This window comes from Salmonella sp. SA15303, from assembly GCF_029962125.1.
In the GTDB taxonomy this organism is placed as follows: Bacteria; Pseudomonadota; Gammaproteobacteria; order Enterobacterales; family Enterobacteriaceae; genus Salmonella; species Salmonella enterica.
On the sequence record NZ_CP123924.1, the window covers coordinates 3,039,694 to 3,053,551 of the forward strand.

Sequence of the window (13,858 nt, forward strand, 5' to 3'; positions counted from 1 at the left end):
TTCCCCCGCTTTTGCACCCATAACCCCGTAAATTGTCTGGCATTCTGCCCGGGATGCCGACAATTCTTCTTACCTACTATTCCTCCTGCTATTTTGTGCTATGTTTAGGAAAGAATGTGGGATATATTTAACTTTTAACGCATAAATATTGCATAACTATTCTGCGAAAGGTACTATCTGCGGCTTCAATAGCTATCAGACTGCCTGTATACGAGTGTCAATGAGTATTCAATTAAACGGCATTAATTGCTTTTACGGCGCGCATCAGGCGCTGTTCGATATCACGCTGGATTGCCCCGAAGGCGAAACGCTGGTGTTGCTTGGCCCAAGCGGGGCGGGTAAAAGTTCGCTGCTGCGTGTACTCAATCTGCTTGAGATGCCGCGCTCCGGCACTCTGACTATCGCCGGGAACCATTTTGACTTTACGAAAACGCCGTCCGATAAGGCGATTCGTGAGCTACGTCAAAATGTCGGAATGGTCTTTCAGCAATATAATCTTTGGCCGCATCTCACCGTTGTGCAGAATCTGATTGAAGCGCCCTGCCGCGTACTGGGTCTGACAAAAGATCAGGCGCTGGCGCGCGCAGAAAAGCTGCTGGAGCGTTTACGTCTGAAGCCCTATAGCGATCGTTATCCGTTGCATCTTTCCGGCGGTCAGCAGCAGCGCGTCGCGATTGCCCGCGCGCTGATGATGGAGCCGCAGGTGCTGCTGTTTGATGAACCGACCGCCGCGCTGGACCCGGAAATTACCGCTCAAATCGTCAGCATTATTCATGAGCTGGCGGAAACGAACATTACTCAGGTGATCGTTACGCATGAAGTCGAAGTGGCGCGTAAGACCGCCAGTCGTGTGATTTATATGGAAAATGGTCACATCGTCGAGCACGGTGATGCGGGTTGCTTTGCCCACCCTCAGACCGAAGCGTTCAAAAACTATCTCTCTCACTAAGATTCGGGACAATGACAATGAAAAAAGTTCTGATTGCCGCGCTAATTGCAGGCTTTAGCCTTTCCGCTACAGCAGCCCAGACCATTCGTTTTGCGACCGAAGCGTCCTATCCGCCGTTCGAATCGATGGATGCTAATAACAAGATTGTCGGCTTTGACGTCGACCTGGCCAACGCGCTATGTAAAGAGATCGACGCCTCCTGTACCTTTACCAATCAGGCGTTCGACAGCCTGATCCCCAGCCTGAAATTCCGCCGCTTCGACGCTGTAATGGCGGGAATGGATATCACGCCGGAACGTGAAAAGCAGGTGCTGTTTACCACGCCATATTACGACAACTCCGCGCTGTTCGTGGGTCAGCAGGGCAAATACACCAGCGTTGATCAACTGAAAGGCAAGAAAGTCGGCGTACAGAACGGTACGACGCACCAGAAATTCATCATGGATAAGCATCCGGAAATCACCACCGTACCGTATGACAGCTATCAGAACGCGAAGCTGGATCTACAAAATGGCCGTATCGACGCTGTTTTCGGCGACACGGCGGTCGTGACCGAATGGCTGAAAGCCAATCCTAAGCTGGCGCCGGTCGGCGATAAAGTCACCGATAAAGATTATTTCGGCACCGGCCTGGGTATCGCGGTACGCCAGGGCAACACCGAGCTGCAGCAGAAATTCAATACTGCGCTGGAAAAAGTGAAGAAAGATGGGACTTACGAGACCATCTATAACAAATGGTTCCAGAAGTAATCTTTGATGAACGAATTTTTTCCTTTAGCAAGCGCCGCCGGGATGACCGTCGGCCTTGCCGTCTGTGCGCTGATCATTGGCCTCGCGTTAGCCATGTTCTTTGCCGTCTGGGAGTCCGTAAAATGGCGCCCGATTGCCTGGATAGGCTCCGCGCTGGTCACTATTTTGCGCGGCCTGCCGGAAATTCTGGTGGTGCTGTTTATCTATTTCGGCTCCTCGCAACTCCTGCTTATGCTGTCTGACGGGTTTACCCTCCATCTCGGCTTTACGCAGATCCCGGTGCAAATGGAGATTGAGAACTTTGACGTCAGTCCGTTCCTGTGCGGCGTGATTGCGTTGTCCCTGCTGTATGCGGCCTATGCGTCGCAGACGCTACGTGGCGCGCTGAAAGCCGTTCCGTCTGGTCAGTGGGAGTCGGGTCAGGCACTGGGATTATCAAAGACGGCGATTTTTTTCCGTCTGGTGATGCCGCAGATGTGGCGTCACGCCCTGCCAGGGCTGGGTAATCAGTGGCTGGTGTTGCTAAAAGATACGGCTCTGGTCAGCCTTATCAGCGTTAACGATCTGATGTTGCAGACCAAAAGTATTGCCACACGCACCCAGGAACCGTTTAACTGGTACATTATTGCGGCGGCTATTTACCTGGTCATTACGCTGATCAGTCAGTACATTCTCAAACGCATAGACCTGCGCGCGACACGTTTTGAGCGGAGGCCGGACTAATGCTTGAGTATTTACCTGAACTGCTAAAAGGGCTACACACCAGCCTGACGCTGACCGTGGCTTCTATTGCCGTCGCTTTGGTGCTGGCGTTAGTTTTTACCATCATCCTGACGCTAAAAACACCGTTCGTGGTGTGGCTGGTGCGCGGCTATATCACGCTGTTTACCGGTACGCCGTTGTTGGTGCAAATTTTCCTGATCTACTACGGACCCGGTCAATTCCCGACGCTGCAAGAGTATCCACTACTCTGGCATCTACTGTCTGAACCGTGGCTGTGCGCACTGATCGCGTTGTCGCTAAACAGCGCCGCTTACACCACGCAGCTATTTTATGGCGCGATTCGCGCGATTCCGGAAGGTCAGTGGCAGTCCTGTAGCGCGCTGGGGATGAGTAAGAAAGATACGCTGGCGATTTTGTTGCCCTATGCGTTTAAACGCGCCCTCTCCTCCTATTCTAATGAGGTGGTACTGGTCTTCAAAAGTACCTCGCTGGCCTATACCATCACCTTGATGGAAGTCATGGGGTACAGTCAGTTGCTCTATGGTCGTACCTACGATGTGGTGGTATTTGGCGCGGCAGGCGTAATTTACCTGGTCGTCAACGGTCTATTGACGCTGATGATGCGTTTGATTGAGCGTAAAGCTCTGGCGTTTGAGCGGCGCAATTAACCAGGCAGGATAAGGCATTCTCGCCGCCGTTCGACAATGGTCAGATGGCGCTGCGCTTATCAAACCTACGATGCATAATATTGAATAAATCCGACGGACAAGTGGTTAACCTGTCCGTCTTTTTTTATCCATTTTAAAATATTTAATCATTTTTATTGCATACAAATTCAATTGATGGCATTGTAAATCTATGCCGCAGACACGGCGCATAATCATAAGATTACGGGAGTGACATCATGAAAAAGTTAGTTCTGGCTGCATTACTCGCCTCTTTCGCCACTGGCAGCATCGCCGCTGAAAAAATCAATTTCGGGGTTTCCGCCACCTATCCCCCGTTTGAATCCCTGGATGCGAGTAATAAAATTGTGGGCTTCGATATCGATCTGGCAACCGCATTATGCAAGCAAATGCAGGCAGAATGTACTTTTACCAATCATGCTTTCGATAGTCTTATCCCGGCGCTGAAATTCAGAAAATATGATGCCGTCATTTCCGGAATGGACATTACCCCGGAGCGCAGTAAGCAGGTCGCCTTTAGCAATCCCTATTATGCGAACTCCGCGCTGGTGATTGCCAAAAAAGACACCTATAAAACCTTTACCGATCTAAAAGGTAAGCGTATCGGTATGGAAAATGGCACCACGCATCAAAAATATCTCCAGGATAAACATCCGGAGGTCAAAACCGTGGCCTACGACAGCTACCAGAATGCGATTATCGACCTGAAAAATGGCCGTATTGACGGTGTCTTTGGCGATACCGCAGTGGTCAATGAGTGGCTGAAAACGAATCCGCAACTGGGTCCGGCAACAGAGAAAGTGACCGATCCGCAATACTTCGGTACCGGACTTGGCATCGCGGTGCGCCCGGACAATAAGGCGTTGCTGGAAAAACTGAATAATGCGCTGGCCGCCATTAAAGCGGACGGCACTTATCAGAAAATCAGCGATCAGTGGTTCCCGCAGTAAGACGTATGTGATTAGCCCACCGTGTTGCGAAATGGCAGTATAAATACCTTATTCAGCCCACGGGCCGCCATCGGAAACTATCCTGGCCTGATAAGCGCAGCGCCATTGAGCATTCTACAGTTTGTCATCAGTCTCAAACGCCTGCATCAACAGGCGATTCGGACTAATACTTGCCGGGTGACGCTAACGCGCACCCGGCTTACAACATTGTTACGTTTTTAGACAACATCCAGACCCAGACGGCGATACTGCTCCGCCGGAGCATCATTTTCTTTCATCAAACGGATAAGTAAGTTGATCATCCTTGCTTCGATGGCCTCATCATGAATAGGATGTTGCTGCTGCGGATCGTCTCTGAGATCAAACAAGAGATGACCAAAGCTATTCACACCTTTATATTTTTCCCTGGCCGGAATACGTAATACCTGAAGCCCTTTAGTAAAGTTAAACGGAGGCGCCAGAGATAATTTTCCCAGTTCATCCACGTCATAACGCGCATTCATCTTGATCGGCATTAACGTGTAGTTCGCAATGTCATGCTCACGCCCCGGCTGCGCGGCCCGCATATAAACATAGCGTCCGTCGGTAACATTAACATGTCCGCTAAACACGCCAAACAGCGCGCCTTCCCTGACGGGTTCATCACTGGCAATGATTTTCGCCAGCGGTTGGCCCTGCATATCTGCGGGAATAGGTTGCTGAAAATAATCCAGTAGCGTTGGCGCCCAGTCAATCATCTGCACCAGCGACTGCCGTCGCGCTCCGCATACCGCGCTGCGCGGGTCCCAGATAAACAGCGGGTTATTCGCCACCTCGTTATAATAGGGCATTTGATTTTTAGCCCACCAACCGTGCTCCCCCAGCAAGAAGCCGTGATCGGTACCGACAATCAGCATCGTATCGCGCCAGAGATCGTGTTCATCCATCAGATCAAGGATACGTCCCAGATTGCGGTCGCACATGGAAACCAGGGCCCGATAACGACAGCGAATATGCGCTATCGCCTCCTCGCTTTCACTGACTTTGCCGCGCGGCCAGTCATAATGCGGGCCTTGCCACTCATCGTCATAGAGCGATAAATATTCCTCGGTGGTATAAAACGGCTCATGCGGATCGAACGTCTCAACCTGCAATAACCAGTTATCTTCGGCATGATTTTTATGGATAAAATCGCACCCGGCGTCAAAAACTTTCGTCTGGGGAAAATCGGCTTCCTGCTGGATGTATTCGCGGTTCGCCCAGTCATGACGCCATAGCCCGGAAACGCCGCCTCCGGTTTGTTTTTGTGGAACGCGCAGTACTTCCGGAATGGGCGGCTCGCCAACGCTCGCCTTCCAGTGATCGCCCTCCTGACCGCGTACTACGTCCCAGGAGCTATAGCGGTTATGGTAGTTACCGCCGCCGTCTTCCCAGTAATGCAGATGATCGCTGATAAGATGGGTGTAGATCCCCGCTTTTTTCAATAATTCCGGCATGGAATCATCAAAGGGTTCCAGCGGGCCCCACTCACGATGCAGGAAATTATAGCGCCCGGTGTGCAGTTCCCGACGGGCTGGCATACAGGGCATACTGCCGACATAACTATTGTCAAAGGTGGCGGCATGTGCCGCCAGGCGTTGAAAGTTAGGCGCTTTCGTTAGCAAATCACCATAGGGCGGCAAATAGTTTTTATTCAGACTGTCAAACAGCAGAATAATCGCTTTCATGACTCACCCTCATTTGTTGAGCAGGTGCGGAAAATTTTTCTCTACCACATCGTAAATCTGTTTACCTATTGATTCGCCATCCATGATATTTTCAATGGGAATGAGATATTGTCCGTGTTTAGGATCGAGGCTAACAACATCAAGCAATTTTTTCGAAATCGCATAAATATCTGCCCAGTCGGTAAATCCACCGACCTCTCCCGCTGCCGTATGCTCCATATCAAAAGAGAAGTCATATTTTGCTAACGCTTTTTTAACAACAGTCTGTAACATTACGCTACTGCCTACACCATAACCGCATACGAATAAAATATTTACAGAATCTTTCATAATAAAATCCTTTATATAAACCGAATCAATTAAATGGAATAAGGACCAAGATGGAACGTTGAAGCAATAAATTTCAGTAATTCACAAATTGCAGGCCACAGAGTCGCCCAGTCAAATATTCCCGTCCAGCCCACACCTTCTTTTGCCAGCCCGGTTAAAGGAATGGCCCATACCGTACCGAAAGTCTGAATAATCCCTAACAGGAAAGTACAAATAATAACGGAACGATATCCCCCCATTCGGTTGGCTAATACGCCGATGGGACCGCCGGAAAAGAAGAGCGGAACAAAACCAGGCAATACCATAATAGGGCTATGGATGAGCAGCAGGATGCCCATGGAAAAAATCGTGCCGAAAGTACAAAAGACGAATCCCAGCGTGGCCGCGTTAGGCGAAAAAGGTAATAAAGCAGCAACATCCACAGCCGGTATAGCGTTAGGAATAAAGCGATCCTGCCATCCTTTAAACGAACCGTTAATTTCACCAACCATCATCCGCACGCCCTGCAGCAAGATGACCATATACATAGAGAATTGCAGGCCCAGATTGATGATATAGATATACCAGGGTTTGCCTTTCGCCATTAACTGTACGTTATCGATCCCTGTCGCCAATAGAAAACCGCCAACGAAGAGTGTCATCACAATGGCGATTGCCGTCACGTTGTGGTTAAAAATGGCTAACCAACCGGGAAGTTTCAGGTTTTCGGCGTCATGCTTTTCCGGATCGCCGAATTTATGCGCGAATTTCGAGAAAAACCACAGTCCCAGCATCTGGTTATGCGCAATGGTAAAACCGGCGTTATTGGTCACTTTGGCGATGGGTTTAACAATAAGCGTAGTTGAAAACGCCCAAAAGACCCCGGTCAATACCCCGGCAATTACAATGGATTGTACCCAACCGAACCCCAGCCAGAAGACGATTAACCACAGTACTGCCTGTGAATGAGAGACCCCGGTATTACCGGTAAGAAATATACCTTTTGCGCCGGTATAACGGCCAAATAAAACTAATAACAGGTTAGTAAAAAACGCCAGTACAAAAACGTATCCTACATAGCCGAAATTATCGCCCAGCGCTATTTGCGTCGCGGCTTTCATGGCGTATGAATCCATTAAGTATCCATGCACGCCATAAGCTTTGCTGACTGCCTCTGCAACCGGTTTAAAAGTGGCTGAAAATTGAAAGCCGCCAAATAACACCATCATCAAACCGACCATCGCGCTGATCATACCGGTGATAATTTTTATAGGCGTCTTTTTATCCAGCGCATAGCCAACACCGACTAATATCCCAATTAATATTGCCGGTTCAGTTAAAAACGTTTGAATAACATCTATAAATTTGGCAAACATCGTCTGAACGCCCTCCATAAGCGTGCCTATTCGTTGTCATGATTGACCCCTTTACTGACGTTACGTATTGCTTCGCTGATGCTATTGAAAGTTACCCGATAAACCACCTTGTCTAATTTTGCCTTACACGCACTGTAATAATCAAAAGTAGTCATTAAAAGATTTAAAGTGATTATTTGTGATTTGATTTGCAAAAATAGGGTAATATATAAATACAACCAATTGAATTAAATAATCAATTGATTGTATTTATTATTTTTATGAAATAGTTAAGGGATAAAAATAAATATTGTGAATAGATTATATTGACCTGCGCAGTAACGCTAAAACCTCATAATGCGCGGTATGCGGGAACATATCGAAAAGCTGAACACGTTGAATACGGTAGTTCGGCAGATGACGAATATCCTGCGCCATCGTCTGCGCGTTACAGCTCGAATAAATGATAAAACGCGGCGCCATTTGTGCAAGGTAATCGCACAACGGCTTGCCAATGCCGCGGCGGGGAGGATTTACCAACACCAGATCGGGCGTTTCGCCTTGTGCGGTGGCGAATTGGGTGGAATCCAACGCCTGGAAATGAAGGCGGGTCAATCCCAGCTCGGCAGCGGATTGCTTCGCGCAGGCAATCGCCTCCGGCGCGATCTCAATACCGGTTAATTGCATCTGCGGCGTCGCGCAGTGCAGGCCGAATCCGCCCACTCCGCAAAAAAGATCCCACATATGGCGTACCGGCAGTTGCCCTACCCAATCGCGCGCCGTTGCATATAATCGGCTGGCGACCGTAGGGTTGGTCTGAAAGAAACTTTGCGGACGAATCCACAGCGGCACATCGTTAAAACGTTCCGCCAGCGCCTGCTGATCCGTCAGGTAGATTTCCGTCTCCCCTTCCATAATCGCCATATGTACCGGCTGGATATTTGCGGTGATCACTCTGAGCTGCGGCAGTTGCGCACGCAGCCACGGTAACGCCGCGCGCAGTTGCGTAAGTTTGGTTTCTGAACGCAACACGAAGCGTAGCATCATGCCGCCATCGAACTGACTTTCCGTCAGCAACAGGTATTTCAGTTCGCCACGTTTTCGCGCCACGTTATAAGGCGTGAGTCCGGCCCGGGCAATAAAAGGTTTTAGCGCGCTGAATACGGGGTCAAAGGAGGCGGGATACAGCGGGCAGCCGCAAAGATCGACCGGCGTACCGTCGCGATGCAGCATCCCGAAGAGCGGTTTTTCTACACTACCGCTCACGACCATTTTCGCTTTGTTGCGGAAATGCTGTTCCGGGCCGCCAATCGGCGCGCACCACTGTTCAACAGGCAGCCCGGCGAGCAAACGATGTAAATCGGCTGTTTTTGCGGAAAGTTGTTCGTTAACCGACTGCGTAATCCATTGACAGGAACGGCAGCGACCCGCGTCATAGAGTGCGCACTGCATACCAAAAAACCTTCATATTATCCGGGGCGACGATTATACACATTATTGCAGCCGGAAGAACCGACGGCTGGGAGCGGGAATAAACAGCAGAAACAGAATTAAAAGATCGGGGAGTTTTTGCATGACCAGGGAATGCAGGATATCACGCTTCGATTCTCCCGCGATGCTAAACAACTCAGGATACCCGTAGCCTAACGACGCCGCCCACAGATATCCGCTCACAATAATTTGTGTCGCCAGGTACACCCAGCGCGCCCAGCTACGGCCTTTCACCAGCGAAAACGCACAATAAATTTCAACAAAGACCAGCACTAAGCTGGCCAGAAAGACCAGGGTTAAGCTCCACGTCTGCACGCTGCGATGAATAAACTCGCCCATCCCGCGTATGCCGAGGGTATTCATAATCATCAGCACATCGAGACCGCGAATCAAAATAATCGCCATAGCCGCAACCTGCACCAGCGTAGGCACATTTAAACGGGCATGTGATGAGGTTGATTGCTTTATAAATCCCAATGAATGTCTTCCCTGAAAATGATGCCGCGACCCGCGCGGCAACGCATTACCATAGTGGAAGATTTTAGTGGCTTCAGCCGCGTCTTGCACGCTGGATATCGCGAATCCGCTGTTTTTCCGCTCGCGCCATCAGGTACCAGGCAATAAATCCGACGATTCCTACCACGCCGAGGATTAACGTCGCCAGCGCGTTGATTTCCGGGTTCACGCCCATGCGCACGCTGGAGAAAACCAGCATCGGTAGCGTGGTGGCGCCGGGACCGGAAACGAAGCTGGCAATCACCAGATCGTCAAGGGAAAGCGTAAAGGCCAACAGCCAGCCCGAGATCACCGCTGGCATGATCATCGGTAACGTAATGACAAAAAAGACCTTTAACGGCGCCGCGCCAAGATCCATCGCCGCCTCTTCAATCGAACGATCCAGTTCGCGTAATCGCGAAGCGATCACCACTGCCACGTAGGCAGTACAGAAAGTGACGTGCGCCAACCAGATGGTCAGCATCCCGCGATCGGAGGGCCAGCCGATAGCATGACCGAGCGCGACAAACAGCAGCAGCAGCGACAGCCCGGTAATCACATCCGGCATCACCAGCGGCGCGGTGATCATAAACGCAAAGCCGTTTGCGCCGCGAAACCGTCCAAATCGCACCATCACCACCGCAGCAATGGTACCGAGCACCACCGCCATCGTCGCCGCACAGGCGGCAATTGTCAGGCTTAGTCCCACTGCGCTCATCATGGCGGTATCCCGAAAGAGCTCGCCATACCAGCGCGTCGACCATCCCGCCCACACCGTCACCAGCTTCGAACTGTTAAACGAGTAAATCACCAACATTAACATCGGCGCATAGAGAAAAGTAAACCCCAGCACCAGAATCAGAATGCGCCAGGGCGAGCGAACGACCGGTAAGTTATTCATCCGTGCTCCCCCACACTTTTTTGCTGATGTTTATGGAACCACATGATCGGTACTATCAGCAGCAGCAACATAATAATGGCGACCGCAGAAGCAACCGGCCAGTCGCGGTTATTGAAAAACTCCTGCCACAGGACGCGACCAATCATGATACTGTCCGGCCCGCCAAGCAGTTCCGGGATCACGAACTCACCCACCGCCGGGATAAAAACCAGCATCGAGCCGGCGATGATTCCGCCTTTGGTGAGCGGGACAATGATGCTAAAAAATGTTTTCAGCGGTCGGGCGCCGAGATCCAGCGACGCTTCCACCAGCGAATAATCAATGCGCGTCAATGCGGTATAAATGGGCAGTACCATAAACGGCAGATAAGCATAAACAATGCCGATATAGACGGCCAGGTTAGTGTGCAGGATCGTCAGCGGCTGATCGATAACCCCTAGCCACAGCAACACATTGTTCAGCGCACCGTTGTTTTTCAAAATGCCCATCCAGGCATAGACGCGTATTAAAAAAGACGTCCACGAGGGCAGAATCACCAACAGCAGCAGGATATTGCGCGTGGAGGGCTTGCTGTGCGCCACCGCCCACGCCAGCGGGTAGCCCAGCAGCAGGCAGCAGATTGTGGAAATACCGGCAATTTGTAACGATTGCAGATAGGCTTCGAAATAAAGCGGATCGTCGGTCAGTTGCAAAAAATTACCGAGATTGAGCGTAATCGACAACTGACCGTCAGCCCATTCCAGCAGATCGGTATACGGCGGGATCGCCCGCGCCATTTCCGCCAGGCTTATCTTAAAGACGATAAGAAACGGCAATAAAAACAGCAGAATGAGCCAGATATAAGGCAAAGCAATAACCAGCTTACGCCCATGTTTCATTTGCATTCGCGCCAACCATAGCGCCGCGCCGCCAGGTTTACTGATGCGTGCCGGAGGTTCAAGTGTGCTCATGTTTCCCCCTTATACCGTCAGGACCACGCAGCTATCCGCTTCCCAGCACAAACGCACTTCATCGCCCCAGGTCGGTAACCCTTTCCGGTAACGGTGCGCATTCTGCAGTTGAGCGCTGATCATCTGCCCGCTTTTTAGCCGCACATGATAAATAGACAGATCGCCGAGATACGCAATATGCGCCACTTCGCCGACGGCGAAATTATAGCCATCGGCAGGCGGCGACTCACACAGCATGATTTTTTCCGGACGTAGCGCCACATATACCGGCACATTATCAACGACAGAGGCATCTGCATCGACTTTTAACGGATGAACCAAACCGGGCGCGTCAATGACCAGACCGTCCTCCTCACGCGCTTTCAGTAAGCCCTCAAAAACATTTACCGATCCGATAAATTCGGCGCTGTAGCGGGTCGTCGGATGCTCGTAAATCTCCTCCGGTTCGCCAATTTGCACAAATTTTCCACGGTTCATGATGGCAATGCGCCCCGCCATCGTCATGGCTTCTTCCTGATCGTGCGTCACCATGACGCAGGTCACGCCGACGCGCTCAAGGATATCCACCACTTCCAGCTGCATCCGGTCGCGTAATTTTTTATCCAGCGCGCCCATCGGTTCATCCAACAAGAGCAGCTTAGGACGTTTCGCCAGGCTGCGCGCCAGGGCCACGCGCTGACGCTGACCGCCGGAAAGCTGATGCGGCTTACGTTTCGCAAACTCCTGCATGTGCACCAGACCCAGCATCTCATTGACGCGGCTGGTAATCTCCGCCTTCGGCAGTTTGTCCTGCTTCAGACCAAAAGCGATGTTCTGCTCTACCGTCATATGCGGAAACAACGCATAGGACTGAAACATCATATTAATCGGACGCTGATACGGCGGAACATGCGCCAGATCGACGCCGTCGAGCATAATTTGCCCGCTGCTCGGCGGTTCAAAACCTGCCAGCATCCGTAGCAGAGTCGATTTTCCACAACCTGACGCGCCCAGCAGGGCAAAAATCTCGCCTTTATAGATAGTCAGACTGACATCATCGACAGCATGTTGCCCGTCGAATGACTTCGTCAGGTTGCGAATTTCCAGAAGCGGCGTCAGCGCTTTACGGGTTTTCACCTGCGGGCGGTGGGGGACATCATTCACAAGGCGCTCTCCGGCATAACACAATCAAACGATACAAACGGTGGAATGCCCGATAGCGCACGCTTATCAGGCCATACCGTTAATAAATTACTTACCGCTTTTCACCTTCGTCCATGCGCGGGTGCGGACGCGATCAATCTTCGGCTCCTGCACTTTCAGGGTAAACAACTTGGCCCGCACATCCGCCGGCGGATAAATTCCCGGGTTATCGCGCACCTGCTGGCTGACCAGCGCCGTCGCCTCTTTATTCGCATTGGCGTAGAAAACGTGATCGGAAATATGGGCAATCACATCAGGGCGCAGCAGATAATTAAGGAACTGGTAGGCCTCGTCTTTATTTTTGGCGTCAGCCGGCATGGCAAACACATCAAAAAACGCCATTGCCCCCTCTTTGGGGATCGAGAAAGAGATATTGACGCCATTTTTCGCCTCTTTCGCTCGGTTAGCGGCCTGCCAGACATCGCCCGCCCAGCCGATGGCCACACAGGTATCGCCATTAGCCAGATCGTTAATGTATTGCGAGGAGTGGAAATAGCGAATGTTTGGCCGTAGCTTCAACAACAGATCGGTTGCCGGGCCGGTGTAGTCATCCGCTTTGCTGCTATTCGGATCTTTACCCAGATAGTTCAGCACAGTGGCAAAAATTTCTTCAGGCGCATCAAGGAAAGAGACGCCGCAGCTTTTTAGCTTCTCCAGATTTTCCGGCTTGAGGACTAAATCCCAGCTATTCACTGGCGCATCATCCCCCAGCACCGCTTTCACTTTATCAACGTTATAGCCAATGCCCGTCGTGGCCCACATATAGGGCATGGCGTATTTGTTGTCAGGATCGTGCTTCGCTACCAGTTTCAGCAGTTCAGGATCGAGGTTTTTCCAGCCGGGAAGTTTGCTTTTATCCAGCGGCTGAAAAACGCCCGCGGTGAGCTGGCGCTCAAGAAAACTGGCCGATGGCACCACCAGATCGAACCCGGTGCTGCCTGCCATTAACTTGCCTTCCAGCACTTCGTTAGAGTCAAAGACATCATAGATAACGTTAATCCCGGTCTCTTTTTCAAAGTTCGCCACCGTGTCCGGCGCGATATAATCTGACCAGTTATAAATGTGCAGCGTTTTTTGTTCGGCAGCGAGCGTGCCGACAGAGACGACCATCAGAGCACCCGCAACCAGACCCGATAGCCATTTTTTCTTTAAGGCGGTCATCATCGCTTTCCTTCTGAAATCCGTTAACAAATGAACCCATTAGGCGTGGTTTAAAACATGCCTGAAATGTGCATACCTTTTCATTTGATACAAATGAAGAAGAGAGGTCGCCCTCCCTGCCATCAAGCTCGCTATAGAAGCTTCGCAAGAATAACTTTAGCTAAGGTTTGAGGCTATAGCCCAGATTAAAAAACGCCTTTTATCAATTTTTTATGCAGGTTTTGTCTATGTGATAAAGCGAAATGGTCAGA

At 50.8% G+C, this 13,858-nt stretch carries 14 protein-coding genes; 5 read left to right on the top strand and 9 right to left on the bottom strand.

What is annotated here, in order from left to right:
* Positions 1-220: 220 nt before the first annotated feature.
* From artP to artJ, 5 genes are all read left to right on the top strand, one after another.
* Entirely contained in the window at positions 221-949 is a 729-nt protein-coding gene (artP, locus tag QEN31_RS14990) for an arginine ABC transporter ATP-binding protein ArtP (protein ID WP_000027186.1), read from the top strand.
* A gap of 17 nt (positions 950-966) precedes the next feature.
* Positions 967-1,698, top strand: coding sequence for an arginine ABC transporter substrate-binding protein ArtI (artI, locus tag QEN31_RS14995; RefSeq protein WP_000756586.1), 732 nt, complete (start codon positions 967-969; stop codon positions 1,696-1,698).
* A 6-nt stretch (positions 1,699-1,704) separates the two neighbouring features.
* The gene (gene artQ, locus QEN31_RS15000) at positions 1,705-2,421 is read left to right on the top strand and encodes an arginine ABC transporter permease ArtQ (protein ID WP_024158139.1); all 717 of its coding nucleotides are present in this window, start codon (positions 1,705-1,707) and stop codon (positions 2,419-2,421) included.
* Positions 2,421-3,089, top strand: coding sequence for an arginine ABC transporter permease ArtM (gene artM, locus QEN31_RS15005; RefSeq protein ID WP_000895397.1), 669 nt, complete (start codon positions 2,421-2,423; stop codon positions 3,087-3,089). The genes artQ and artM overlap by 1 nt, the downstream gene beginning before the upstream one ends.
* Positions 3,090-3,325: 236 nt before the next feature.
* Positions 3,326-4,057, top strand: a complete 732-nt coding sequence (gene artJ, locus QEN31_RS15010; RefSeq protein WP_000737538.1) for an arginine ABC transporter substrate-binding protein ArtJ — start codon at positions 3,326-3,328, stop codon at positions 4,055-4,057.
* A gap of 218 nt (positions 4,058-4,275) precedes the next feature.
* Here artJ and QEN31_RS15015 read toward each other — a convergent pair whose 3' ends face one another.
* From QEN31_RS15015 to potF, 9 genes are all read right to left on the bottom strand, one after another.
* Positions 4,276-5,763 (bottom strand): sulfatase, encoded by a 1,488-nt coding sequence (locus QEN31_RS15015; RefSeq protein WP_000644017.1) that lies wholly within the window; start codon positions 5,761-5,763, stop codon positions 4,276-4,278.
* 9 nt (positions 5,764-5,772) lie between these two features.
* The gene (locus QEN31_RS15020) at positions 5,773-6,093 is read right to left on the bottom strand and encodes a PTS sugar transporter subunit IIB (protein ID WP_000655399.1); all 321 of its coding nucleotides are present in this window, start codon (positions 6,091-6,093) and stop codon (positions 5,773-5,775) included.
* A 29-nt stretch (positions 6,094-6,122) separates the two neighbouring features.
* Entirely contained in the window at positions 6,123-7,466 is a 1,344-nt protein-coding gene (locus QEN31_RS15025; protein ID WP_000399323.1) for a PTS sugar transporter subunit IIC, read from the bottom strand.
* Positions 7,467-7,748: 282 nt separating this feature from the next.
* Positions 7,749-8,879 carry a 23S rRNA (uracil(747)-C(5))-methyltransferase RlmC gene (gene rlmC, locus QEN31_RS15030; RefSeq protein ID WP_001149781.1) on the bottom strand — a complete coding sequence of 377 codons (1,131 nt, stop codon included), beginning with the start codon at positions 8,877-8,879 and terminating at the stop codon, positions 7,749-7,751.
* Positions 8,880-8,921: 42 nt separating this feature from the next.
* Positions 8,922-9,395: a YbjO family protein gene (locus QEN31_RS15035; protein ID WP_000505788.1), complete on the bottom strand. Its 474-nt coding sequence runs from the start codon at positions 9,393-9,395 to the stop codon at positions 8,922-8,924.
* Between the two features lie 73 nt (positions 9,396-9,468).
* Positions 9,469-10,314 carry a putrescine ABC transporter permease PotI gene (potI, locus tag QEN31_RS15040; protein ID WP_001061629.1) on the bottom strand — a complete coding sequence of 282 codons (846 nt, stop codon included), beginning with the start codon at positions 10,312-10,314 and terminating at the stop codon, positions 9,469-9,471.
* Entirely contained in the window at positions 10,311-11,264 is a 954-nt protein-coding gene (potH, locus tag QEN31_RS15045; RefSeq protein ID WP_000105452.1) for a putrescine ABC transporter permease PotH, read from the bottom strand. Before potH ends, potI begins: the two co-directional genes overlap by 4 nt.
* Before the next feature lie 9 nt (positions 11,265-11,273).
* The gene (gene potG, locus QEN31_RS15050) at positions 11,274-12,407 is read right to left on the bottom strand and encodes a putrescine ABC transporter ATP-binding subunit PotG (protein ID WP_001000698.1); all 1,134 of its coding nucleotides are present in this window, start codon (positions 12,405-12,407) and stop codon (positions 11,274-11,276) included.
* Positions 12,408-12,494: 87 nt separating this feature from the next.
* Entirely contained in the window at positions 12,495-13,607 is a 1,113-nt protein-coding gene (gene potF / locus QEN31_RS15055) for a spermidine/putrescine ABC transporter substrate-binding protein PotF (protein ID WP_000125769.1), read from the bottom strand.
* Between the last annotated feature and the right edge of the window lie 251 nt (positions 13,608-13,858).

Coding starts and splice junctions, on each gene's coding strand:
- artJ (WP_000737538.1), top strand. CDS start 3,326: ATGAAAAAGTTAGTTCTGGCTGCATTACTCGCCTCTTTCGCCACTGGC.
- artI (WP_000756586.1), top strand. CDS start 967: ATGAAAAAAGTTCTGATTGCCGCGCTAATTGCAGGCTTTAGCCTTTCC.
- artP (WP_000027186.1), top strand. CDS start 221: ATGAGTATTCAATTAAACGGCATTAATTGCTTTTACGGCGCGCATCAG.
- potH (WP_000105452.1), bottom strand. CDS start 11,264: ATGAGCACACTTGAACCTCCGGCACGCATCAGTAAACCTGGCGGCGCG.
- potI (WP_001061629.1), bottom strand. CDS start 10,314: ATGAATAACTTACCGGTCGTTCGCTCGCCCTGGCGCATTCTGATTCTG.
- QEN31_RS15015 (WP_000644017.1), bottom strand. CDS start 5,763: ATGAAAGCGATTATTCTGCTGTTTGACAGTCTGAATAAAAACTATTTG.
- rlmC (WP_001149781.1), bottom strand. CDS start 8,879: ATGCAGTGCGCACTCTATGACGCGGGTCGCTGCCGTTCCTGTCAATGG.
- QEN31_RS15020 (WP_000655399.1), bottom strand. CDS start 6,093: ATGAAAGATTCTGTAAATATTTTATTCGTATGCGGTTATGGTGTAGGC.
- potF (WP_000125769.1), bottom strand. CDS start 13,607: ATGACCGCCTTAAAGAAAAAATGGCTATCGGGTCTGGTTGCGGGTGCT.
- artM (WP_000895397.1), top strand. CDS start 2,421: ATGCTTGAGTATTTACCTGAACTGCTAAAAGGGCTACACACCAGCCTG.
- artQ (WP_024158139.1), top strand. CDS start 1,705: ATGAACGAATTTTTTCCTTTAGCAAGCGCCGCCGGGATGACCGTCGGC.
- QEN31_RS15025 (WP_000399323.1), bottom strand. CDS start 7,466: ATGGAGGGCGTTCAGACGATGTTTGCCAAATTTATAGATGTTATTCAA.